Source organism: Kribbella voronezhensis, from assembly GCF_004365175.1.
In the GTDB taxonomy this organism is placed as follows: Bacteria; Actinomycetota; Actinomycetes; order Propionibacteriales; family Kribbellaceae; genus Kribbella; species Kribbella voronezhensis.
This window is the reverse complement of the sequence record NZ_SOCE01000003.1, coordinates 264,207-286,105: the sequence shown is the minus strand read 5'-3', so window position 1 is coordinate 286,105 and position 21,899 is coordinate 264,207. Positions and strand designations below refer to the sequence as shown.

18 protein-coding genes are annotated in these 21,899 nt (G+C 68.8%); 5 read left to right on the top strand and 13 right to left on the bottom strand.

Annotated features, from left to right (window positions below):
- Window positions 1-99: 99 nt before the first annotated feature.
- The 6 genes from ilvN to EV138_RS35975 all read right to left on the bottom strand — a co-directional run bounded on the left by ilvN (window position 100) and on the right by EV138_RS35975 (window position 7,044).
- Complete coding sequence (ilvN, locus tag EV138_RS36000) at window positions 100-804, bottom strand: acetolactate synthase small subunit (protein WP_133985139.1); 705 nt, start codon at window positions 802-804, stop codon at window positions 100-102.
- The gene (locus tag EV138_RS35995; protein ID WP_202867108.1) at window positions 804-2,552 is read right to left on the bottom strand and encodes an acetolactate synthase large subunit; all 1,749 of its coding nucleotides are present in this window, start codon (window positions 2,550-2,552) and stop codon (window positions 804-806) included. The genes ilvN and EV138_RS35995 overlap by 1 nt, the downstream gene beginning before the upstream one ends.
- Window positions 2,553-2,906: 354 nt before the next feature.
- On the bottom strand, window positions 2,907-4,628 hold the full coding sequence (gene ilvD, locus EV138_RS35990; protein ID WP_133985135.1) for a dihydroxy-acid dehydratase: 1,722 nt from the start codon (window positions 4,626-4,628) through the stop codon (window positions 2,907-2,909).
- A 48-nt stretch (window positions 4,629-4,676) separates the two neighbouring features.
- Entirely contained in the window at window positions 4,677-4,958 is a 282-nt protein-coding gene (locus EV138_RS35985) for a ubiquitin-like small modifier protein 1 (protein ID WP_112239759.1), read from the bottom strand.
- Complete coding sequence (locus tag EV138_RS35980; RefSeq protein WP_133985133.1) at window positions 4,958-6,049, bottom strand: WD40/YVTN/BNR-like repeat-containing protein; 1,092 nt, start codon at window positions 6,047-6,049, stop codon at window positions 4,958-4,960. The genes EV138_RS35985 and EV138_RS35980 overlap by 1 nt, the downstream gene beginning before the upstream one ends.
- A gap of 62 nt (window positions 6,050-6,111) precedes the next feature.
- On the bottom strand, window positions 6,112-7,044 hold the full coding sequence (locus tag EV138_RS35975) for a 2-hydroxyacid dehydrogenase (protein WP_133985131.1): 933 nt from the start codon (window positions 7,042-7,044) through the stop codon (window positions 6,112-6,114).
- A gap of 143 nt (window positions 7,045-7,187) precedes the next feature.
- Between EV138_RS35975 and EV138_RS35970 the strand changes: the two genes are divergently transcribed.
- The gene (locus tag EV138_RS35970; RefSeq protein WP_238158602.1) at window positions 7,188-8,567 is read left to right on the top strand and encodes an FAD-binding oxidoreductase; all 1,380 of its coding nucleotides are present in this window, start codon (window positions 7,188-7,190) and stop codon (window positions 8,565-8,567) included.
- A complete protein-coding gene (locus tag EV138_RS35965) occupies window positions 8,564-9,853 on the top strand; it encodes an SAM-dependent methyltransferase (RefSeq protein WP_133985129.1) in 1,290 nt (429 codons plus the stop codon). The genes EV138_RS35970 and EV138_RS35965 overlap by 4 nt, the downstream gene beginning before the upstream one ends.
- Before the next feature lie 34 nt (window positions 9,854-9,887).
- On the opposite strand, the gene EV138_RS35960 is transcribed toward EV138_RS35965, so the two are convergent.
- The gene (locus EV138_RS35960; protein WP_133985127.1) at window positions 9,888-10,391 is read right to left on the bottom strand and encodes a hypothetical protein; all 504 of its coding nucleotides are present in this window, start codon (window positions 10,389-10,391) and stop codon (window positions 9,888-9,890) included.
- Between the two features lie 148 nt (window positions 10,392-10,539).
- Between EV138_RS35960 and EV138_RS35955 the strand changes: the two genes are divergently transcribed.
- A complete protein-coding gene (locus EV138_RS35955) occupies window positions 10,540-11,670 on the top strand; it encodes a PQQ-dependent sugar dehydrogenase (RefSeq protein ID WP_238158601.1) in 1,131 nt (376 codons plus the stop codon).
- Window positions 11,671-11,681: 11 nt separating this feature from the next.
- Here EV138_RS35955 and EV138_RS35950 read toward each other — a convergent pair whose 3' ends face one another.
- Entirely contained in the window at window positions 11,682-12,143 is a 462-nt protein-coding gene (locus tag EV138_RS35950) for a general stress protein (RefSeq protein WP_133985124.1), read from the bottom strand.
- Window positions 12,144-12,266: 123 nt separating this feature from the next.
- On the bottom strand, window positions 12,267-13,247 hold the full coding sequence (locus EV138_RS35945) for a helix-turn-helix transcriptional regulator (RefSeq protein WP_133985122.1): 981 nt from the start codon (window positions 13,245-13,247) through the stop codon (window positions 12,267-12,269).
- Window positions 13,248-13,376: 129 nt separating this feature from the next.
- Here EV138_RS35945 and EV138_RS35940 point away from each other — a divergent pair, with 129 nt between their 5' ends.
- Both EV138_RS35940 and EV138_RS35935 read left to right on the top strand, forming a co-directional pair.
- Window positions 13,377-13,772: a RidA family protein gene (locus EV138_RS35940; protein ID WP_133985120.1), complete on the top strand. Its 396-nt coding sequence runs from the start codon at window positions 13,377-13,379 to the stop codon at window positions 13,770-13,772.
- A gap of 49 nt (window positions 13,773-13,821) precedes the next feature.
- Window positions 13,822-14,298 carry a DUF488 domain-containing protein gene (locus EV138_RS35935; RefSeq protein WP_238158627.1) on the top strand — a complete coding sequence of 159 codons (477 nt, stop codon included), beginning with the start codon at window positions 13,822-13,824 and terminating at the stop codon, window positions 14,296-14,298.
- A gap of 1,589 nt (window positions 14,299-15,887) precedes the next feature.
- Here EV138_RS35935 and EV138_RS38355 read toward each other — a convergent pair.
- The 4 genes from EV138_RS38355 to gatC all read right to left on the bottom strand — a co-directional run bounded on the left by EV138_RS38355 (window position 15,888) and on the right by gatC (window position 21,775).
- On the bottom strand, window positions 15,888-17,894 hold the full coding sequence (locus tag EV138_RS38355; protein WP_238158600.1) for an HNH endonuclease signature motif containing protein: 2,007 nt from the start codon (window positions 17,892-17,894) through the stop codon (window positions 15,888-15,890).
- Window positions 17,895-18,471: 577 nt separating this feature from the next.
- Window positions 18,472-19,974, bottom strand: coding sequence for an Asp-tRNA(Asn)/Glu-tRNA(Gln) amidotransferase subunit GatB (gatB, locus tag EV138_RS35925; protein ID WP_133985113.1), 1,503 nt, complete (start codon window positions 19,972-19,974; stop codon window positions 18,472-18,474).
- Window positions 19,971-21,476 (bottom strand): Asp-tRNA(Asn)/Glu-tRNA(Gln) amidotransferase subunit GatA, encoded by a 1,506-nt coding sequence (gatA, locus tag EV138_RS35920; protein ID WP_133985111.1) that lies wholly within the window; start codon window positions 21,474-21,476, stop codon window positions 19,971-19,973. The genes gatB and gatA overlap by 4 nt, the downstream gene beginning before the upstream one ends.
- Window positions 21,476-21,775, bottom strand: coding sequence for an Asp-tRNA(Asn)/Glu-tRNA(Gln) amidotransferase subunit GatC (gene gatC / locus EV138_RS35915; protein ID WP_133985109.1), 300 nt, complete (start codon window positions 21,773-21,775; stop codon window positions 21,476-21,478). The genes gatA and gatC overlap by 1 nt, the downstream gene beginning before the upstream one ends.
- Window positions 21,776-21,899 lie beyond the last annotated feature (124 nt).

Sequence of the window (21,899 nt, the reverse complement as noted above, 5' to 3'; positions counted from 1 at the left end):
TCCTTGAATTCTCGATAGGTCACGCCGGTACTGCGGGGTGCCGGCCGGGGTTGGTTCGATCCTGCCGCTGAGCAGGTGGTTCGCCTCGTGGTGGGCCGCTCAGGCTGGGCGCACTCCGGCGGCGGGGCGACCCGGCGGCGGCGCCGGCACCGGGTGGTTCGGGTGGTGGGCGGCCGGTGAGTTGCCGGATGGGCTCGTCGTACCGGTCGGACTGCTCGCGGAACCCGCCTGGCTGTTGGCCGGGCGGGCCTGCAGGGCCGGCGCTCCGGAGGCCACGTGCGGTGGCGGGACCGGGACCGGGCGCAGGGTGCGGTCGGAGATGGAGCGGCTGCCCCGGCCGATCGCGACCATGCCGGACTGCACCAGCTCGCGGACGCCGAAGGGTTCCAGCACCCGGAGCATGGCCTCCAGCTTCTCGGGATTGCCGGTCGCCTCGATGGTGATCGCGTCCGGAGCCACGTCCACCACCTTCGCACGGAACAGCTGGACGGTCTCCAGCACCTGTCCGCGGCTGAGGGTGTCGGCCTTGACCTTCACCAGCAGCAGTTCGCGCTGCACGGTGGCGGTCGGCTCGAGTTCGACGATCTTGATCACGTTGACCAGCTTGTTGAGCTGCTTGGTGATCTGCTCCAGCGGCTGCTCGTCGACGCTGACCGCGATGGTCATCCGGGACACTTCCGGGTGCTCGGTCGGGCCGACGGCGAGGGAGTCGATGTTGAACCCGCGCCGCGAGATCAGAGCGGCCACGCGGGCCAGCACACCGTGCTTGTTCTCGACCAGGATGCTCAGGGTGTGTTTCGACATTACAGCTCCTCCCCGTCCCACTTCGGCGCCATGTCGCGGGCGATCCGGATGTCGTCGTTACTGGTGCCGGCGGCAACCATCGGCCAGACCATCGCGTCGCGGTGGACCACGAAGTCGACCACGACCGGCTGGTCGGTGACCGACATCGCCTTGTCGATGGTGGCGTCGACCGACTCCTTGTCCGAGCACCGCAGCCCCACGCCACCCATCGCCTCGGCCAGCTTGGCGAAGTCGGGGATCCGCGCGGAGTGCAGGTCGGTGTTGGAGTAGCGCTTGTCGTAGAACAGCGTCTGCCACTGCCGGACCATGCCCAGCGACTGGTTGTTGATCACGGCAACCTTGATCGGGATGCCCTCCAACGCGCAGGTGACGAGCTCCTGGTTGGTCATCTGGAAACAGCCGTCGCCGTCGATCGCCCAGACGGTCTTGTCGGGCCGCGCGACCTTGGCGCCCATCGCGGCGGGCACGGAGTACCCCATGGTGCCGAGGCCGCCGGAGTTCAGCCAGTGCAGCGGCTTCTCGAACGGCAGGTAGTGCGCGGCCCACATCTGGTGCTGGCCGACGCCGCTGGTGTAGATCGCGTCCGGCCCGGCGATCTGGCCGATCCGCTGGATCACGTACTGCGGGGAGAGGCTGCCGTCCTCCGGTTCGTCGTACCCGACCGGGTACTTCGCCTTGACCGAGTCGAGCAGGCCGCGCCAGGCCGAGTAGTCCGGGGTCCGGCCGTTGCTCGCGATCTCCGTCTGCAGGGCCTGGATGAGATCGGTGATGACCTCCTTGCAGTCCCCCACGATCGGCACGTCCGCGGCCCGGTTCTTGCCGATCTCGGCCGGGTCGATGTCGGCGTGGATGACCTTCGCCTCGGGCGCGAACGAGCTCAGCTTGCCGGTCACCCGGTCGTCGAACCGCGCGCCCAGACAGATCAGCAGATCGGACCGCTGCAGCGCACCGACGGCCGAGACCGAGCCGTGCATGCCCGGCATCCCGAAGTGCAGCTCGTGGGTGTCGGGCAGCGCGCCCCGCGCCATCAGCGTGGTGACCACCGGGATGCCGAGCAGCTCCGCGAGCTGCTTCAGCTCGGCGCTCGCCTTCGCCCGGATCACGCCGCCGCCGACGTACAGGACCGGCTTCTCCGCCGCGGCGATCAGCCGGGCCGCTTCGCGCACCTGCTTGGGGTGCGGGCGGGTGACCGGCCGGTACCCCGGCAGCGACAGCTCGGTCGGCCAGTGGAAGTCGACGGTCGCCTGCATCGCGTCCTTGGTGACGTCGACCAGGACCGGACCGGGGCGGCCGGTGGAGGCGATGTGGAAGGCCTCGGCGATCGTGCTGGCGATCTCGTTCGGGTCGTTGACCAGGAAGTTGTGCTTGGTGATCGGCATCGTGATGCCGCGGATGTCGGCCTCCTGGAAGGCGTCGGTCCCGATCGACGCGCTGGCGACCTGGCCGGTGATCGCGACCATCGGCACCGAGTCCATGTACGCGTCGGCGATCGGCGTCACCAGGTTGGTCGCGCCCGGGCCCGAGGTCGCCATACAGACGCCGGTCTTGCCGGTCGCGGAGGCGTAGCCCTGCGCGGCGTGGCCGGCGCCCTGCTCGTGACGTACCAGGATGTGGCGGATCTGGGTCGAGTCGAGCATCGGGTCGTACGCCGGGAGGATCGCGCCGCCCGGGATGCCGAAGACGGTGTCGACGCCGGCATGTTCCAGTGCGCGGATCAGAGCCTGTGCCCCGGTCAGCTGCTCACTCATGAGTGCCTTCCCTTGGTTGTCACGGTAGATCTTTTCGGTGCGGCTTTCGCGATCGATCGTCCCCGGCCCCGGGGCCTTTCAGCCAGCCCCTGGATCACAGGAGCCAACCGATGCAACAAAAAACCCCCTCCGCCGGGTGGGCTGAAGGGGGCGCGCTCGACTCGGTGGTCGCGTCAGTCGGCGCGCCGCACAAGTACGAGGAGAATCGATCGCATGCAGTCACCTTTGCCGACTCCCCTCGATCCGGTCAAGCCTGCCGCCTGTGTGTCTCATTTGGCGAGACGACCGTCTTACAAATGATCAGTTTAGAACTGCCCCCAGGAACTAACGCTCCTGGGGGCAGTCAGGTCATGCTCAGATGCAGACGGCACCTTCGGAGGCGGAGCGGACCAGCCGGGTGTACTTGCCGAGCACGCCCTTGGTGATCGCCGGCGTCTTCGGGGTCCAGCCCTCGCGGCGGCGCTCCAGCTCCTCGGGCTCGACGTGCAGCTCGAGGGTCCGGTTCTTCACGTCGAGCGTGATCCGGTCACCGTCGCGGACGAACGCGATCGGGCCGCCGTCGACCGCTTCCGGAGCGACGTGGCCGACGCACAACCCCGTCGTACCGCCGGAGAAGCGGCCGTCGGTGAGGAGCAGGACGTCCTTGCCGAGGCCGGCGCCCTTGATCGCACCGGTGACCGCGAGCATCTCGCGCATCCCCGGGCCGCCCTTCGGGCCCTCGTAGCGGATCACCACGACGTCGCCGGCCTTCATCGAACCGTCCTCGACCGCGTCCATCGCGCCCCGCTCGCCGTCGAACACCCGCGCCGTGCCCTCGAACACGTCGGAGTCGAACCCGGCGCTCTTCACGACGGCACCCTCCGGCGCCAGCGTGCCGTTGAGGATCGTGATCCCGCCGGTGCCGTGGATCGGCTTGTCCAGCGCCCGGATGATCGTGCCGTCGACGTCCGGCGGCGCGATGTCGGCCAGGTTCTCGGCCATCGTCTTGCCGGTCACCGTCAGGCAGTCGCCGTGCAGCAGGCCGGCGTCGAGCAGCGCCCGCATGATCACCGGGATGCCGCCGACGCGGTCGACGTCCGTCATCACGTACCGGCCGAACGGCTTCAGGTCGCCCAGGTGCGGCACCTTGTCGCCGATCCGGTTGAAGTCGTCGAGGGTCAGGTCGACCTCGGCCTCGCGCGCGATCGCGAGCAGGTGCAGTACGGCGTTGGTGGAGCCGCCGAGCGCCATCACCACGGCGATCGCGTTCTCGAACGCCTCGCGGGTGAGGATCTGCCGGGCGGTGATCCCCTTGGCCAGCAGGTTGACCACTGCTTCGCCGGACTTGCGGGCGAACCCGTCGCGGCGGCGGTCCACCGCGGGCGGCGCGGCCGAGCCGGGCAGCGACATGCCCAGTGCCTCGGCGGCCGAAGCCATCGTGTTCGCGGTGTACATACCACCGCAGGCGCCTTCGCCCGGGCAGATCGCGCGCTCGACGGCGTCGACCTGCTCGCGGGTGATCAGGCCGCGGGCGCACGCGCCGACCGCCTCGAACGCGTCGATGATCGTGACGTCCTTGTCCCCGAGCCGGCCCGGCATGATCGAACCGGCGTACAGGAAGACACTCGCCAGGTCGAGGCGGGCGGCCGCCATCAGCATGCCGGGCAGCGACTTGTCACAGCCGGCCAGCAGCACCGAGCCGTCGAGGCGCTCGGCCTCCATCACCGTCTCCACCGAGTCGGCGATGATCTCGCGGCTCACCAGCGAGTAGTGCATGCCGACGTGACCCATCGAGATGCCGTCGGACACGCTGATCGTGCCGAACTCCAGCGGGTACCCGTTCGCCGCGTGCACGCCGTCCTTGACGGCCTTCGCGAGCCGGTCGAGGGACAGGTTGCACGGGGTGATCTCGTTCCAGCTCGACGCTACGCCGATCTGCGGCTTGACCCAGTCGTCGTCACCCATGCCGACGGCCCGAAGCATGCCGCGGGAGGCAGTCGCCTCGAGCCCGTCGGTGACGGTCCGGCTCCTGGGCTTGATGTCAGGTGTGTTCTTCCGTTGATTCGACGCAGCGTCTGTACCGGTGTTCGTGGACATGTGTCTCACTGTATGACCGTCCACTTCGTGGTCACCACCGGCCCGGTTTCAGCCGCCGGCGACGCTGGGGAGGATGAGGAGTTCGTCGCCGTCGGACAGCGGTGTGCTCAGGCCGTTCAGGTCGCGGACGTTGTCGTTGCCGAGGAAGACGTTGACGTGCCGGCGGAGCGCGCCCTGCTCGTCGACCAGCCGGCGCCGCAGCGCCGGATGATCACCTTCCAGCGTGGCGAAGACGCCGCCGACCGTCGCCTCCGCCGGCTCGACCTCGACCCGCTCCGCATCGCCCGCGAACGGTCTCAGCACCGTCGGCAGCCGCACCCCGACCTTCATCAGCCGAGAACCGCCGCGCGGACGGTGAGCACGTCCGGGAGATGGCGAGCCACCTCGGTCCAGTGGTCACCGGCGTCCGCGCTCGCATAGACGCACCCGTCGCGCGTGCCGACGTACACACCTGCCGGGTCGCCCTGGTCGGTACACAGCGCATCACGCAGGACCGGCGCGTACGACGGGACGTCGGGCAGCCCGTTCGACAACGCCTCCCAGGTGGAGCCCGCGTCGCGCGAGCGATAGACCCGGCACTGCGCGTCGGTGGGGATCCTGTTCCCGTCGGCGATCAGCGGGAAGACGTAGACGGTGTCCGGCTCGTGCGGGTGCACGACGATCGGGAAGCCGAAGTCCGACGGGAGACCGTCCGCGATCGACTTCCAGATCGTGCCGCCGTCGTCGGACCGGTAGACGCCGTGGTGGTTCTGCGCGAACATCCGCTCCGGTACGTCGGGGTGCGCGGCGAGCTTGTGGACGCACTGGCCGAACTCGGGATACGGGTCGGGGAAGAAGTACGCCTTGATGCCCTGGTTCGCCGGCTCCCAGGTCTCGCCACCGTCCGCGGTCCGGTAGACCCCGCCGGTCGACATGGCGACGCTGACCTTGTCCGGCTCGGTCGGATGCGGCAGCACGGTGTGCACGGCCTGGCCTCCGAACCCCGCGCCCCAGTCCTTGCGGTGCGGGTGGTCCCATAGGCCGCGGACCAGTTCGAACGTCACTCCCCCGTCGGTCGACCTCCACAACGAGGACGGCTGCGCACCGGCGTACACGACTTCTGGCTGGCCGGGCGGACCGGGCTGGATCTGCCAGACGCGCTCGAGGGAGGCGTCCGCTTCCTCAGGAAAGCCGATCGAACCCTCCGGTGGCTCCGCCCAGGTCTGACCGAGGTCGTCGGAGTGGAACACCGCCGGACCCCAGTGCTCACTCGTGCCGCCCGCGAACAGCCGTGGTCGCTCGCCGCGCGTGTCGATGCCGACGGAGTAGACGCCCTGCATCTCGAACGACGGCCCCTCCAGGACCCACTCGCGGCGCGCGGCGTCACTCCGCCCGACCCAGAGGCCCTTCTTGGTCCCGATCAGCAACACAGCCTCGGACATCGTCGTCCTCCCTTTACCCCGGAACGGCTTTCAGCCAGCCAAGCGGGTCCCACCGACAATTTTCATCGGGCCGGGCCCGCCACCACGTTGATGAGTGGTTCGCCACTCGCATAACGCTCCAGCTGGGCTCGGACCAGCCGGGCGACCCGCGGCTCGAAGGCCGTCGAGGCGCCGCCGCGATGCGGATTCACCAGCACATTCGGAGCAGACCACAGCGGATGGCCGGCAGGCAACGGTTCAGGGTCGGTGACGTCGAGGGCAGCCCGGATCCGGCCGGAGGTCAGCTCGGCCAGCAACGCCTCCGTGTTCACGACGACACCGCGGGCGACATTGACGAGCAGTGCACCGTCCTTCAGTTGCGCCAGGAACTTCTCGTCGACCAGCCCGCGGGTCTCCGCCGTTGCCGGCGTCAGCAGGACGACCACATCAGCCTTCGGCAGCAGCGCCGGCAGGTCGGTGATCGGGAAGACGCCTTCGCGGGCCCGGCGCGCCACCCGGAGCACCTCGCACTCGAAGCCGGCGAGACGGCGCTCGAGCGCCTCCCCGATCGAGCCGTAGCCCAGGATCAGCACGGTCCGATCGGCCAGCGAGTCATCCATTTCGGAGTACGACGAGGGCCAGTGCTCGCGCTCCTGATCCCGCACAGCGCGCGGAAGGTTCCGGTACGACGCCAGGATGAGCCCGACCGCGAGCTCGGCCGTGGAGGCGTCGTGCACGCCTCGCGCGTTGCACAAGGTCACGCCGTCGGCGAGGTTCGGCAGGAAGTTCTCGAACCCGGCCGTCTGGGTCTGCACGACCTTCAACGCAGGCATCTCCCGGATGATCTCCGCCAGTCCCGGGCCGCCCATGTAGCTGGGCACGTAGAACTCGACCGACTCCAGCGACGGGGGCCGGTCCCCTCCCGCGAAGTACTCGACGTCGAATCCCGCCGGCACGCCACCGAGGAAACCGTCCGCGTCTTCCCACGGCAGCCACGCCTTCACCGCATCAGCCATGTCCAGAACCTACCCGCACCGGAGCACAGATCCCGATCACCTCCCACCGGCCGCTAGGACCACTGGACCGGGTGGTCCTAAAGGGAACTCGAACGTGGCGAGAATTCCGTGCCGGAGCACGTTTTCGGTCGTACTCTGGATCGGTGCCTTCGACATCGGATCTGGCCGCTACCCTCGATCACGATCAGGCCGTAGGACGGCTGAGAGCGTCCTACCAGCGCATCCCGGCGGGGCAACCCGTCCGGCTGGCCAAGCGCAGCTCCAACCTGTTCCGCCCGCGCACGACGGTCGATACTCCGGGTCTCGACGTGTCCGGCCTGACCGGCGTGATCAGCGTCGACCCGGTCGGCCGCACGGCGGACGTGCAGGGCATGTGCACGTACGAAGACCTGGTCGCCGCGACCCTCCCGCACGGGCTGATGCCCCTGGTCGTGCCGCAGTTGCGCACGATCACGCTCGGTGGCGCGGTCACCGGCCTCGGGATCGAGTCGACGTCGTACCGCAACGGCCTGCCGCACGAGTCCGTGCTGGAGCTCGACATCCTGACCGGCTCCGGTGAGCTCGTCACCGCGCGCCCCGAGGGCGAGCACGCCGACCTGTTCCGCACCTTCCCCAATTCCTACGGCTCCCTCGGCTATGCGACCAGACTGCGGATCGAACTCGAACCGATCTCCCCGTACGTCGCGCTTCGGCATGTCCGCCTGGGTCTGGACGAGCTGGGCCCCGCGATCGAGTCGATCGTTGCCGCCGGCACCTATGCCGACCAGCCGGTGCACTTCGTCGACGGCGTCGTCTTCTCCCCCGACGAGGCCTATCTGACGCTGGGGCGCAACAGCGACGCCGCAGTACGAACCAGTGACTACACCGGTCAGGAGATCTTCTACAAGTCGATCCAGCAACGATCGACCGACTTCCTCACGGCCAACGACTACCTGTGGCGCTGGGACACCGACTGGTTCTGGTGCTCGGCCGCGTTCGGAGCCCAGAACCCTTATCTTCGGCGGGTTTGGCCGCGACGACTGCGGCGCAGCGACGTCTACCACAAGATCATCGGGTTCGAGAACCGCCATCAAGTTGCCGCCCGCATCAATCGCCGGCGCGGCAACCCCGACCGCGAGCGCGTCGTCCAGGACGTCGAGATCCCGGCCGCGCAACTGGCGGGCTTCCTGCGCTGGTTCGACGCCGAGGTGGGGATGCGGCCGGTCTGGCTCTGCCCGCTGCGGTTGCGCGGCGACGAGTCGTGGCCGCTGTACCCGTTGAAGCCCCGCGAGACCTACGTGAACGTGGGCTTCTGGGGCACCGTGCCGATCGCCCCGGGCGCCGCCGACGGTGACGTGAACCGGCGGATCGAGGCGGCCGTCGCCGACTTCGACGGGCACAAGTCCTTGTACTCCGATGCCTACTACGACCGGGACACGTTCGACCGGCTGTACAACGTCCCGGCCCTGACCGAAGTGAAGAATCGCTACGACCCCGACGCCCGGCTCACCGGGCTCTACGAGAAGGCGGTGACGCGTCGATGACGGCAACACTTCCGACGCAGGTTTCGATCGCAGCGGCGCTGACAGCGGTGGCGCCGGCCGGGCTGCCTTTCCGCTTCACGGCGTACGACGGCAGTTCGACCGGGCCCGAGGACTCCCCCGTCCACATGCACCTGGCCACCGAGCGAGGGCTCTCCTACGTGCTCACCGCACCGGGTGACCTCGGCCTCGTCCGGGCTTATGTGCAAGGCGATCTGGAGATCACCGGCGTCCACCCGGGCAATCCGTACGACCTGATGAAGCTGATGCTCAACGAGCTGCACTTCCAGCGGCCCTCGCCCGCGGAGGCACTGCGAATCGTTCGCGGGCTGGGCTGGAGTCACCTCAAGCCGCCACCTCCGCCGCCGCAGGAGCACCTGCCGAAGTGGCGTCGTACGTTCGAAGGCCTGCGGCACTCGCGGACCAGGGACAAGGTCGCGATCCACCACCACTACGACGTGTCGAACAAGTTCTACGAGTACATCCTCGGCCCGTCGATGACGTACACGTGCGCCGTCTTCCCGACGCTGGACGCGACGCTCGAGCAGGCGCAGTACGAGAAGTACGACCTGGTCGCGCGGAAACTCGATCTGAAGGCCGGCCAGCGGCTGCTCGACGTCGGGTGCGGCTGGGGCGGCATGGTCCGGCACGCGGCCCGCGAGTACGGCGTGAAGGCGCTGGGCGTGACCCTGTCGGCCGCGCAGGCCGAGTGGGCCCAGGAGGCGATCAAGCGCGAAGGGCTGGAGCACCTCGCCGAAGTGCGGTTCTCCGACTACCGCGACGTGTCCGAGCGCGACTTCGACGCGATCAGCTCGATCGGCCTGACCGAGCACATCGGCGTCCGCAACTACCCGTCGTACTTCGGTTTCCTGCTCGACCGGCTGCGTCCGGGCGGGCGGCTGCTGAACCACATGATCACCCGGCCGGACAACCGGTTCCGGCCGACCGGGGCGTTCATCGACCGCTACATCTTCCCCGACGGCGAGCTGATCGGCTCCGGCCGGATCATCGCCGACGCCCAGGACGCCGGGTTCGAGGTCCGGCACGAGGAGAACCTGCGCGAGCACTACGCCCTCACGCTGGCCGGCTGGTCCGACAACCTCGTCGCCCACTGGGACGAGGCGGTCGAGGAGGTCGGTTTCGCGACCGCGAAGATCTGGGGCCTGTACCTGGCCGCCTGCCGGGTCGGCTTCGAGCGCAACAACACCCAGCTGCACCAGATCCTCGCCGTCAAACTCCACGACGACGCCTCGTCGGACTTCCCCCTCCGCCCGACCTGGCTGAGCTGAACCCTTCGGCGCCGGCCCTCCGGGGCCGGCGCCTTCAGTTCTTCAGGTCGTTCGGTGCCTTGGCCAGCTGACGGATGCGGGCGGTCCGGCCGCGCTCCTCGATGATGCGGCGCGCCTCGGCCTCGACGTACGGCGGAATCCGCAACTGCAGCCAGTCGCTCCAGCCGTCCAGGCTCGTCTCGACCTCGTCGCGGGACAGTGCGTGCTCGCGCGCCCGCAACAACACCCGCCATTCCGTACTGCGCCGCTCGGCGAACTCCCGCTCGCCTTCCCCCAGCCTCTCGATCCACTGCGCGTGCTCGTCAGGGCCGACCTGCTCGAGCATGTACACCACCACAGCCCGGGCCAGCGCTCGATCCGGCTCTTCCTCGACCACACTCAGCAGCAGCTCGCGGAGCCCGGCATCGGCGGCCGCCACTCGATACAGCTGCCACCGGCCGTAGTCCGCGTAAAGATCCGGCGCCTCCCCCACCGCCGCGACCAACTTGGTCAGCAAGGCGGCGAACTCCTCCCGCAACGGCAACCTGATCGGCTTCACACGGAGGACTGTACGAACAACCGCCGACTCCGCACAGTCGATTGGCTAACCCGGAGCCTGTTGGTTGGTTAAGAGTGTCGGAGGGAAGCGCGTTCGGCTGGGGGGCGCCGCTAGTTTGGGCAGAGGTGGCAGATCAAGGGAGACGAAGGTGCTCAAGGCAAGCGGCTTGGTTCGTACTGCGGTGGTGCTGGTGGCCGCGGGCGCCTTGGTGGCGGGTTGCAGCGATGACGGCGGCGACGCGGAGCCGTCCGTGTCCACCGCGTCGCCAACCGACGTACCGTCGAGTCCTGGCGGATCCACGCAGCCTCGCGCCTTGAAGCTGACCGTCGCCGGGACGGTGGCCACCGGGATCGAGGTGCCGTGGGGGCTGGCGTTCCTGCCCGACCGGTCGGCGTTGGTCGGTGAGCGTGACTCGGGGAAGGTGAAGCGCATCGCGGGTGGGCGCGTCACCGAGGTGGGGACCGTGCCCGGCGTCGACTCGTCGAGCGAGGGCGGGTTGCTCGGGCTTGCCGTTGATCCGAAGTACCCGTCGAGGCCTTATGTCTACGCCTACTACTCCACTGGCAAGGACAACCGGATCGCGCGGCTGACGTTCGAGAACGGGCGGATCGGCAGCCCGGAGGTGATCCTCGACGGGATCCCGATGTCGGCGATCCACAACGGCGGCCGGCTGCGGTTCGGCCCGGACGGCTTCCTGTACGCCGGGACGGGTGACGGCAGCGATCGGCCGAACTCGCAGAACGACGACTCCCTCGGCGGCAAGATCCTGCGCCTGACCACCGACGGCAAGGCGGCACCAGGCAACCCCGACGGGCGGCTGTGGTTCTCGAAGGGCCATCGCAATGTGCAGGGGCTCGCGTTCGGCGGTTCGCAGCTGTACGCCGCCGAGTTCGGTCAGGACACCTGGGACGAGCTGAACGCGATCACCGCCGGCGCCAACTACGGCTGGCCGGCGGCGGAAGGCGTCAGCCAGCTCGACGGCATGGTGGACCCGATCGCCCAGTGGCGCACGAGCGACGCGTCGCCGTCGGGAATTACGTTCGCTCAGGGCCACATCTTCATGGCCGGCCTCCGCGGCGCGCGGCTCTGGGCGATCCCGGTCGCCGACGGTCGGCGTACGGGTGAACCGGTCGCCTTCTTCACCAAGCAGTTCGGCCGCCTGCGCACCGTCGAAGCCGCCCCCGACGGCTCCCTGTGGCTGACCACCTCGAACACCGACGGCCGAGGCACCCCCAAACCCGGCGACGACCGCATCCTCCGAGTCACGATCAGTCAGTGACCGCCAGCGGATCAGGCAGCGTTGGACAGACCTGGATCCTGCGATTCCGGTGTGCTGGTGTTCTGCCGGTCGAGGAGTGCTCGGGCTACTGAGGCGTCCGCGGCTGTGGCGCGGACCTCGTAGCGGGCCGGGAGCAAGTCGGTGAAGACGGCATCCGGGCGATTGTGGATCAGGCCGCGGAACAGACCGATGAGGCCGCCGACCAGTACGCCGTACACCGCGCCCCAGAGCAGCACGGCGAGCCCGCTCAGATTGGTGTCGGCGACCAGCGTCACGAAGACAGCCGCCAGCAGACCGGCAGCGAGGCCGGTGCCCGCATTCTTGGCGGCGAGCCGCGCGGTCGAGATACGAGGTCTCTCGGTCAGGACGAGCTCGGCGCCGACGATGGCCAGGCTGTCCCGGCCCATCCCGGACGATCGCAGAATCCCGACCGTCTCCTGTGCCTCCCGGTAACTCGCCGCGGAGACAATCACCGTGTCGTGAACCAATACCTCAACCCCAGGCCGCAAGACATTCCCTTCCAACGCAAACCGAACCGGACCCTCCACTAGTACCAGCTCCCGGCAAAAGCGAAACGCCGCGTCCGGTAACGCGGGTCAACTTTCAGGGTGACGCTCGTAGCAGGAAGCGATCGCGGCGGCGCGGTCGCGCAGAGAGCTGCGCAACCACTGCGGGGACAGCGCTTCCGCGTTGGTGGCAAGCTGCCAGAGCGCCCACTCGGCGTGCCGCTGGTCCTGGAAAGTGAGCTCCATCCGTAGCCAGCCGTCGGTCTCTTCGACTTCGGCGAGGACCGCCAGCGCTGTGCTGACCAGCTCCTCCCGGCGCTTCGGGTGCACTCTTGCCAGCACTGTGACCTGATCCCCTCCGGTCCGGAATCGCACACTGCGTTCCTGCCAGGCCCGGTCCAGGTCGACCTGGTTCGGTCGTTGGGCTGTTTCGTCGAGCTGCTCGGCGGCCGAGATCCGCGACAGCCGGTACGTGCGGTCCTCGCCTCCTCGTGCGGCCAGCAGGTAGCCCTGCTCTCGTACGGTGACCAGGCCGATCGGATCCACCGTGCGCCACTTCGGCTCTTGCCCGAGGGCCGCGTAGTGGATGCGCAGCTTGCGTCCAGCGAGTACTGCGCGCCGTACCTCGGCCACCACTGCGTCGGGCGCCTCTTCGGTGAGCTGCCGGCGCGAGAGGAGGTCGGTTTCCGGGTCGATGAGCAACCGCTGTACGGCGTCGGCTGCGGAGTCCCGAGAGCTTTCGGGGAGCGCGTCGGCCACCTTGAGCATGGCCGAAGCGAGCGCCGATCCGAGGCCGAACGCCTGCGCGCCGCGTCGCGATCCCGCGATCAGCAGGGCGAGCGCTTCTTCGTGGTTCAGTCCCGTGAGCTCGGTCCGGAAGCCGGGCAACAACGCGAACCCGCCGTGCCGGCCGCGTTCGGCGTAGACCGGGACGCCGGCCGCGGACAGCGCATCGATGTCGCGCAGGACGGTGCGGGTGGACACCTCCAACTCCCGGGCGAGGGTGTCCGCGGAAAGCCGGCCGCGCTGGCGAAGCAGCAACACCAGCGAGACCAACCGGTCGGCGCGCATGCGCGAACTCTACAGAAATACACGACAGAGGATGTCGTGATTCATTGCCAGGGTTGTCGTCGAGGCCGGCGGTCGAGCCGACCGGCGTACGAACTCTCTCTCAATGAATCGAACGGAGCCGATGTGGCGATGGAACGAAGTGCGGTCAACCCGTGGCAGTGGTCGGCGCAGCTGGGGTATCACCAAGGCGAGCTCGTCTCGGGGCACACCCAGACCCTCTATCTTGCCGGGCAGACCGCGATGAGCGGCGACGGCCGGCCTCAGTACGCCGACGACATGGCGGCCCAGGTGTCGCTCAGCCTCGACAACGTGGAAGCCGTACTCGCCGAGGCCGGGATGTCGCTGGTGAATCTCGTCCGGCTCAACGTGTACACCACCGACGTCGATCTCCTCTTCCAGCACTACGGCGTACTGGCGTCGCGGTTGAGCGCGGCCGGCGTAGCACCGCCCACCACGATGCTGGGGGTGACACGGTTGGCGATCCCGACCCTGATGGTCGAACTCGAAGGAACCGCCGTCGCGTGACCGTGGTGAACTGGTACGAGCCGCAGGCAGGAGGTTCCCGTTGCTTTCCGTGGTGACGATCGGCGTCTACGGTTTCACGGCCGCGACGTTCGTCGAGAGTCTCACCGACGCCGGCGTGGGCCTGCTACTCGACCTCCGCCAGCGCCGCGGCGTACGGGGCCCTGAGTACTCCTGGGCGAACTCGACGCGGCTCCAACGCCTGCTGGCCGACGCGGCCATCGAATACCGGCACGTGAAGGAGTTGGCGCCGACAACCGAACTGCGCCAACTCCAGTACCGCGAGGACGACCGGCAGCACGTAGGCAAACGCAACCGCACCGAACTCGCCCCGAACTTCGCCGCCCGCTACACCCACGAAATCCTCGACCCCTTCGACCTCGACGCACTACTCACACAACTCCCACCCACCTCAACGACAGCCCTCTTCTGCGTCGAACGAGACGCAGAAGCTTGCCACCGCTCCCTGGTAGCCGCCCGCCTACACACCAACCACGGCTTGCCGATCAGAGACCTCCACCCGGCTTGATCCCCAAGGCCAACAACCGAAGCCACCAGCAGGCCCCTCCTCGTCGCGACCAGCCCCCGCGACGCACACGACGCCAACACACCGACTAGACCGACCGCAGGAAACGCCGGGCACAGTCACCGACCCCACCCACAACCCGCCCCTCGGCCCCTCGCACCCGCCGCGAACGCACCAGCGAACCTGGCCTCCGGGAACGGACGCAGCCGGGCGCAGACATCTGCAAACCCCACCATCAGCACCCCCGCACCTTCACGAGCGCAACGCAGCAGCGGCACCACCAGGCGGGCAACTGCGACGCACGCTACGTGGCCGCCACCACACCGTCGTACAACACCGCGACCTCGCATCAGCAAACGCGCACCACCAACCCGCACCCCGTACTTTCACGAGCGCAACGCCGCAGCGGCAGCACCAGGCGGGCAACTGCGATGCACACTGCGTGGCCGCCACCACACCGTCGTACAACACCGTGACCCCACATCGCCAAACGCCCACCACCACCAGCACCCGGCACTTTCACGAGCACAACGCAGCAGCGGCACCACCGGACGGGCGACTCGACGCACGCCGCGTAGCCGCCACCACACCGCCGTACAACACCGTGACCTCACATCGCCAAACCCCAACCACCACCAACCCGCACCCCCGCACTTTCACGAGCACAACGCAGCAGCGGCACCACCGGACGGGCAACTGCGACGCACGCTGCGTGGCCGCCACCACACCGTCGTACAACACCGTGACCTCACATCGGCAGACGCCCACCACCAACCCGCACCACCAACGCAGGCTGCGCGGCGACAACCACGCCATCGCAACCTCGCACCGCAAACATCCACCACCAGCAACCCGGCACGCTCGCACGAGCCGCAGCGCATGAGCGGCGGCACCCCGCGAGCGGCAGCGCCAACGCAGGGTGCGCGGCCGCCACGGAGTCGCGCGACACCACACCACAACCCGGCACCGGCAAACACCGACCACCAGCAACCCCACCCTCACACGAGCCGCAACGCCAGAGCGGAGACTCCGCGCGGACGGTGGTACCGACGCAGGAGATGCCGGGTGCCCGGCAGGCGCAGCGCACAGCTGTGTGCGGTGGTGGCCGAACCGGGCAGGGCTGGCGCGGGGTCCCACGCAGCTGGTGCGAAGGGTGCCCAGGCAGCGCTGCACGCGGCCAGCGCGCGTGCGCACCGCGCAGCGCATAGCTGTGGGCGGTGGTGACCGAATCGGGCAGCGCTGGTGCGGGGCTCGATCTATGTCCCACGCAGCTGATGCAAAGGGGGCCCAGGCAGCGCTGCACGCGGCCAGCGCGCGTGCGCACCGCTCAGCCCATGGCTGTGGCGGGTCGCTGGCGGCAGGACGCGCAGCTGTCGGCGGTGCGCCAGCCCAGCAGGCGTAGCTGCGTGCAGGGTGCCAGCCGCGGGATGCGTGGCTGTCGGCGGGTGCCGAGCGGCATGGGCGCGGAGCTGGCGATCTGGGTGTCTGTTCGCAGGTCGTGCGGGATCGGCGGATGCATCTCGTGGTGCTGGATGAGCTCCGCTTGTGGACAGTGGCGCGATGACCGGGCGGCCGAGGTGGCCGGATCGGGGCTATCCGGTGTCGAGGGTTTCGGGGGCCCAGGGGTCGAAGTCGGGTGGGCGGCTGGTGGTGAGAGGCGGTGGGTCGCCGAACAGGGGGAAGGCGCGTGCTGGGCGGAGGGTCCGGCTGGGGGTGCCGGGCCAGGGCGCGCCGTCTGTGCCGGTGAGTTTGGGCGCTGTGGCTTCGTCAGTGGGCGCGCCGTCGATGCCGGTGAGTTGGGGCGCTGTGGCTTCGTCAGTGGGCGCGCCGTCGATGCCGGTGAGTTGGGGCGCGTTGGTTTCGGCACCGGGCTGCTGGTCGGTGCCGGTGGGTTGGGGTGACTTGGTTGTAGTGCTTGTCGTGGTTGTGGCGTCTGCGGTGGTGGCGGTATGAGAGGCGGCTGGATTGAAGTGGCGGGTGATGCCTGGGATGGAGGGTGGGTTTCGGGGTGGGTTGGCCCAGGTGGGGCGGGTGACGTGGGCGGTGCCGTTGATGATGGTGACGGTGTAGATGCCGGCGTGGACGGCGATGTGGTCGGTGCCGCAGAACAGTGCGAGGTTTTCCAGCGAGGTCGCGCCGCCGTCGATCCAATGCACGATGTGGTGGGCGTGGCAGTAGCGCGGTGGCGCGCCGCAGACGACGCAGCCTTTGTCGCGGCGGTTCAGGGCCTGGCGGATCGCTTTGGTGACGTAGCGCTGTTCGCGGCCGACGTCGAGGGGTTCGGAGGCTGATCCGAGGACGACGGGGAGGACGCCGGCGTCGCAGGCGAGGCGGCGGACCGCGGCGGCGGACAGGCTGTCGCCGAACTGGAGGTCGCCGGTCGCGTCACGGCCAGCAGTTTTCAGGTCGGTGTAGTCGATGGTGACGGTGATGTGGGGCTTCACTCCGCCGTGTGCGGGCAGGTCTCCGGCTGCGGCGGCGCTGGTGAGGACCTGGGTGAGGGCGTCAGCGTGGCGCTTGTCGCGCGGTCGAGGGTCGGGCTTGCCGTCGGGGGTCTTGTGGGGTTTGGCGGCGGCCTCGATCAGTGAGCGGAACAGTTCGGCGTTGTCGTTGGCGAGGAAGCCGGAGAACTTCACGCCGTGGTCGGCGTTGACCAGACGCAGGGCTTCGCGGCGGGCGGCGGCCTGTTCGGCTGGTTCGGGGCCGTCGGTGTCCAGTACGTCGCGAGCCTGCCGCGCCAGACGCTTCAAGTCGGCCGGCGCGAGGTGCCGGGCCGCTTCCACCAGTTGTTCCTCGGCGACTCGCAGATCTTCGACCGGGACCATGGCGGCGGTCGGGATCGCTTCCAGCCCCGACACGATCGCCTCGGCCTGCTCCGGGTGCAGCAACACCGGCAGCAACACCCGACCACCCCCGCCTTCGTCGCCCCCTTCACCATCACCGGCAGCAACACTGTCGGTGCACCCAGCGGCCGCGTCGGAAGCAATCTGCTCGGCGGCCGCGTCAGTGTTGATGAGGTCGCCAGCTGCGTCAAGGCCGAGGCGCTCTGCAGCAGCGGTGGCGTCGGTCTGCTCGGTAGCTGCGCCGAGGCCGAGGTACTCCGCGGGCACGGTGGCGTTGGTCTGCTCTGCAGCTGCGGTGTTGCTGTGCTCGCCGGATGCGTCGGGACCGAGGCGCTCTGCGGCAGCGGTGGCGTTGGTGCGCTCGGCGGCTGCGTCGGGAGCGAGGCGCTCTGCGGTAGCGGTGGTGTCTGTTGGCTTGGTAGGTGCGTCCGGGGCGGTGTATTGGACGGTGGGGTTGGGGCCGGGTGGGGCGTAGGGGTTGGGGAGGGCGGCGGTGACGGCTGGGTACTTCGGGAGGGCGTTGGCCAGGGCGAGGTCGTGGCGTACGGCGTACAGGTTGCGGCGGTAGCGGGTGGAGAGGAACCGGGCGGTGTCTTGGCCGGTGGAGGTTTTGGTGTGGCCGGTGTCGTCGAGGCGGGCGATGACTTCCAGGCTGTAGGTCTGCAGGCGCGCGATCTCGGCGTGCAGCGCATCGAGAGTGGCGACTGCTTGCTCGCCACTCATCATGCAAGGACGCTGCAGGACCTGGACTTCCATAACCCTTAGCCTAGACGCGGCCACCGACAGTTTCTGATGCCAGAACCCTTATTTACAAGGAGATTCACGGTCGTCGAGAAGAGCTGAGTTGTCCACAGCAACAGTCGAGTTGTGGACAGAATGAGCGCTTTGTGGAGGTTCGCACGAGGCACGCCGTTCGGTAGATCGCGGTGTGCTGGGTGCTGGGTGCCGGGTGCTGGGGCCGATGGCCTCGCGCCAGACGGGTCGAGAGTCCGGGCAGGTCGGCGTGGGTCTCCGGAGAGCGGGTGGGAGTTGCGGATCGGAAGGCGGCGAGGTGATAAGGCGGTGGGCCTCCCGGGTGGTGGGCTTGTGACGACTCCCAGGGGGCGGCGGGGGCAGGCGGTCCCGGGGGACGCAGCTGTTGCTGAACATCGCGCCGATCGGCCTGGTCATCGGTCCGGCGTTGCGCCCCCGGCAGAGTGGTGTACGACGAGGTGGTAGCCGACCGGTGGCGTAGACATGGCGCGATAACTGGACCCACCACAAGCGGCCAGGGGCTGCGTGGGGGTAGTGCGAGCTGAGCCCGGGGTGTGGAGGCCCCGGGCTCAGTCAGTTGCTAGATGCCGAGTTTGGTGTTCAGGAGTTCTCGGACCTTGGCGGCGTCTGCTTGGCCTCGCATGTCTTTCATGACTGCGCCGATGAGAGCGCCGGCGGCGGCGGGTTTGCCGGAGTTGACCTTTTCGACGACGTCGGGGTTGGCCGCGATGGCGCGGTCGATTGCCTCGATCAACGCCGAGTCGTCGGAGACCAGGGCTAGGCCGCGGGCCGCCATGATCTCGGCGGGAGTGCCTTCGCCCTTGACCAGGCCGTCGAAGACCTGGCGGGCGAGCTTGTCGTTCAGCGCGCCGTCGTCGACGAGCTTCTGTACCTCGGCCACCTCGGCCGGGCCGACGCCCAGGTCGCCGAGGTCCTTGCCGCTCTCGTTGGCGGCGCGGGCCAGTTCGCCCAGCCACCACTTTTTCGCGGCGGGGGCGTCGACGCCGAGCTCGACGGTACGAACGATGTACTCCAGCGCGCCGCCGTTGATGACGTCGCGCATCTCCGGGTCGGTGAAGCCCCACTCGGTCTGCAGCCGCGCGCGCCGCAAAGAAGGTGCCTCAGGCAACGTTGCGCGCAACGACTCGACCCATTCGCGCGAGGGCGCGATCGGGACCAGGTCGGGCTCGGGGAAGTACCGGTAGTCGTCCGCGTCGGACTTCTCCCGTCCCGACGTGGTGATGCCGGTGTCCTCGTGCCAGTGCCGCGTCTCCTGCAGGATCTTCCCGCCGGCCGACAGGATTGCCGCCTGCCGGGTGATCTCGTAGGTGATCGCGCGCTCGACCGAGCGGAACGAGTTCACGTTCTTGGTCTCGGTCCGGGTACCGAGCGTGGACGAGCCCTTGGGCTTGAGCGACACGTTGGCGTCGCACCGCAGCGAGCCCTGGTCCATCCGTACGTCGGAGACGCCGATCGACAGCAGCAGGTCGCGCAGCTGACTCACCAGCGCACGCGCTACGGCGGGCGCCTTCTCCCCCGGCACCTCGATCGTCTTGGTGACGATCTCGATCAGCGGGATCCCGGCCCGGTTGTAGTCGACCAGCGAGTGCGACGCACCGTGGATGCGGCCGGTCGCGCCACCGACGTGGAGGGACTTGCCGGTGTCCTCCTCCATGTGCGCGCGCTCGATCTCGATCCGGTACGTCTCGCCGTCGACCACGACGTCGGTCCACCCGTTGAAGGCGATCGGCTCGTCGTACTGCGAGGTCTGGAAGTTCTTCGGCATGTCCGGGTAGAAGTAGTTCTTCCGGGCGAACCGGCACCACTCGGCGATCTCGCAGTTCAGCGCGAGCCCGATCTTGATGGCGGACTCGACGCCGACCGCGTTGACGACCGGCAGCGCGCCGGGCAGGCCGAGGCAGACCGGGCAGGTCTGCGTGTTCGGCTCGGCGCCGAACTCGGTCGGGCAACCGCAGAACATCTTCGACTTCGTGTTCAGCTCGACGTGGACCTCGAGGCCCATCACCGGGTCGTACTGCGCCAGCGCCTCGTCGATCGGCAGCACATCGGCAACGACAGTCATCGGGTGACCTCCAGCTCCGGAGCCTTCGACATCAGCACGCCACCCCACTGGTCGGCCAGCGCGGACTCCAGCGCGGCGCCGACCTGGTAGAGCAGGTCGTCGCGCATCACCGGCGCCATCACGTGGAAGCCGACCGGCAGCCCGTCCTCGTCGGCCAGGCCGGCCGGGAACGAGGCCGCCGCGTTGCCGGCCAGGTTCGACGGGATCGTGCAGAGGTCGTTCTTGTACATGGCGATCGGGTCGTTCACCCGGTCGCCGATCGCGAACGCGGTCGTCGGCGTCGCGGGCGAGACGAGCACGTCGACATGCTCGTAGGCATTGGCGAAGTCGCGCGCGATCAACGTGCGCACCTTCTGCGCCTGGCCGTAGTACGCGTCGTAGTACCCGCTGGACAGCGCGTGCGTCCCGAGCATGATGCGGCGTTTCACCTCGTCGCCGAAGCCGGCCTCGCGGGTCAGCCTCATCACCTGCTCGGCATCGTTCTCGCCGTCGTCGCCGACCCGCAGGCCGAACCGCATCGCGTCGAACTTGGCCAGGTTGGACGAGGCCTCGCTCGGCAGGATCAGGTAGTACGCCGGAAGCGCGTACTGGAAGTGCGGACAGGACACCTCGACCACCTCGGCGCCGAGCTTGGTGAGCAGCTCGACCGCCTCGTGGAAGCGGGCCTCGACGCCGGGTTGGTACCCCTCGCCGCCGAGCTCCTTGACGACACCGATCCGCAGCCCGTTCACGTCACCGCGGCGAGCCGCCTCGACCACCGGCGGCACCGGCTGGTCGATCGAGGTGGAGTCCATCTTGTCGTGGCCGGCGATCACCTCGTGCAGCAGCGCCGCGTCGAGAGTGGTCCGGGCACACGGGCCGGGAGTGTCCAGGCTGGAAGCGAGCGCGATCAGCCCGTACCGCGACGTACCGCCGTACGTGGGCTTGACGCCGACCGTGCCGGTGAAGGCGGCCGGCTGGCGGATCGAGCCACCCGTGTCGGTACCGATCGCGAGGGGTGCCTGGTACGCCGAGATGGCGGCCGACGAGCCACCACCAGAGCCACCGGGGATGCGTGCGAGGTCCCACGGGTTGTGGGTCGGTCCGTACGCCGAGTTCTCGGTCGACGAGCCCATGGCGAACTCGTCCATGTTGGTCTTGCCAAGGATCACGATGCCGGCCGCCTTCAGCCGACTGACCACGGTCGAGTCGTACGGCGGCTTCCAGCCCTCGAGGATCCGCGAGCCGGCGGTCGTCGGTACGCCGTCCTGGGTCAGCACGTCCTTCAGCGCCAGCGGTACGCCGGCCAGCGGGCCGAGCTTCTCACCGGCAGCGCGGCGCTTGTCGACAGCAGCCGCCTGCGCCAGCGCGCCCTCGGTGTCGACGTGCAGGAACGCGTGCACGGCGGTGTCGGTCGCGGAGATCCGGTCCAGGTGGGCCTGGGTGATCTCGATCGAACTCGTCTCACCGGACGCCATCAGCTCCGACAGCTCAGCAGCGGTCTTGCGGGTCAGCTCGCTCATCACGCCTCCTCGCTCAGGATCCGCGGCACCCGGAAACGCTGCTCCTCGGCGGCCGGGGCGCCGGACAGCGCCTGCTCCGGCGTCAGGCAGGGCACGTTCTCGTCCTTGCGCATCACGTTGCTCAGCGGCAACGCGTGCGAAGTCGGCGGGATGTCCTCCGCGGCCACGTCGCTGACCTGCGCGACCAGGCCGATGATCTGGTCGAGCTGCGGTGCGAGGTGGTCGAGCTCGTCGTCGGAGAGCTCGATCCGCGCCAGTCGCGCCAGGTGGGCGACCTCTTCGCGGGTAATCGATGGCATGAAAGGGATCCAATGGTCTCGCAGGATGGCCGGACCTCTGGTTCAGTCCGACCGGGCCATCCTAGTGGGCCACTCGCACCTCCTCGCCCCCTATATCCCGGACCCTGTGGACAAGTGAGTTCGG

What these genes read in the sequence shown, in the direction of transcription:
- EV138_RS35995 (WP_202867108.1), bottom strand. Translation starts at nt 2,552, where the DNA reads ATGAGTGAGCAGCTGACCGGGGCACAGGCTCTGATCCGCGCACTGGAA.
- EV138_RS35945 (WP_133985122.1), bottom strand. Translation starts at nt 13,247, where the DNA reads ATGCGCGCCGACCGGTTGGTCTCGCTGGTGTTGCTGCTTCGCCAGCGC.
- EV138_RS35940 (WP_133985120.1), top strand. Translation starts at nt 13,377, where the DNA reads ATGGAACGAAGTGCGGTCAACCCGTGGCAGTGGTCGGCGCAGCTGGGG.
- EV138_RS35965 (WP_133985129.1), top strand. Translation starts at nt 8,564, where the DNA reads ATGACGGCAACACTTCCGACGCAGGTTTCGATCGCAGCGGCGCTGACA.
- EV138_RS35985 (WP_112239759.1), bottom strand. Translation starts at nt 4,958, where the DNA reads ATGAAGGTCGGGGTGCGGCTGCCGACGGTGCTGAGACCGTTCGCGGGC.
- gatC (WP_133985109.1), bottom strand. Translation starts at nt 21,775, where the DNA reads ATGCCATCGATTACCCGCGAAGAGGTCGCCCACCTGGCGCGACTGGCG.
- ilvN (WP_133985139.1), bottom strand. Translation starts at nt 804, where the DNA reads ATGTCGAAACACACCCTGAGCATCCTGGTCGAGAACAAGCACGGTGTG.
- EV138_RS38355 (WP_238158600.1), bottom strand. Translation starts at nt 17,894, where the DNA reads ATGGAAGTCCAGGTCCTGCAGCGTCCTTGCATGATGAGTGGCGAGCAA.
- gatB (WP_133985113.1), bottom strand. Translation starts at nt 19,974, where the DNA reads ATGACTGTCGTTGCCGATGTGCTGCCGATCGACGAGGCGCTGGCGCAG.
- gatA (WP_133985111.1), bottom strand. Translation starts at nt 21,476, where the DNA reads ATGAGCGAGCTGACCCGCAAGACCGCTGCTGAGCTGTCGGAGCTGATG.
- EV138_RS35975 (WP_133985131.1), bottom strand. Translation starts at nt 7,044, where the DNA reads ATGGCTGATGCGGTGAAGGCGTGGCTGCCGTGGGAAGACGCGGACGGT.
- ilvD (WP_133985135.1), bottom strand. Translation starts at nt 4,628, where the DNA reads ATGTCCACGAACACCGGTACAGACGCTGCGTCGAATCAACGGAAGAAC.
- EV138_RS35980 (WP_133985133.1), bottom strand. Translation starts at nt 6,049, where the DNA reads ATGTCCGAGGCTGTGTTGCTGATCGGGACCAAGAAGGGCCTCTGGGTC.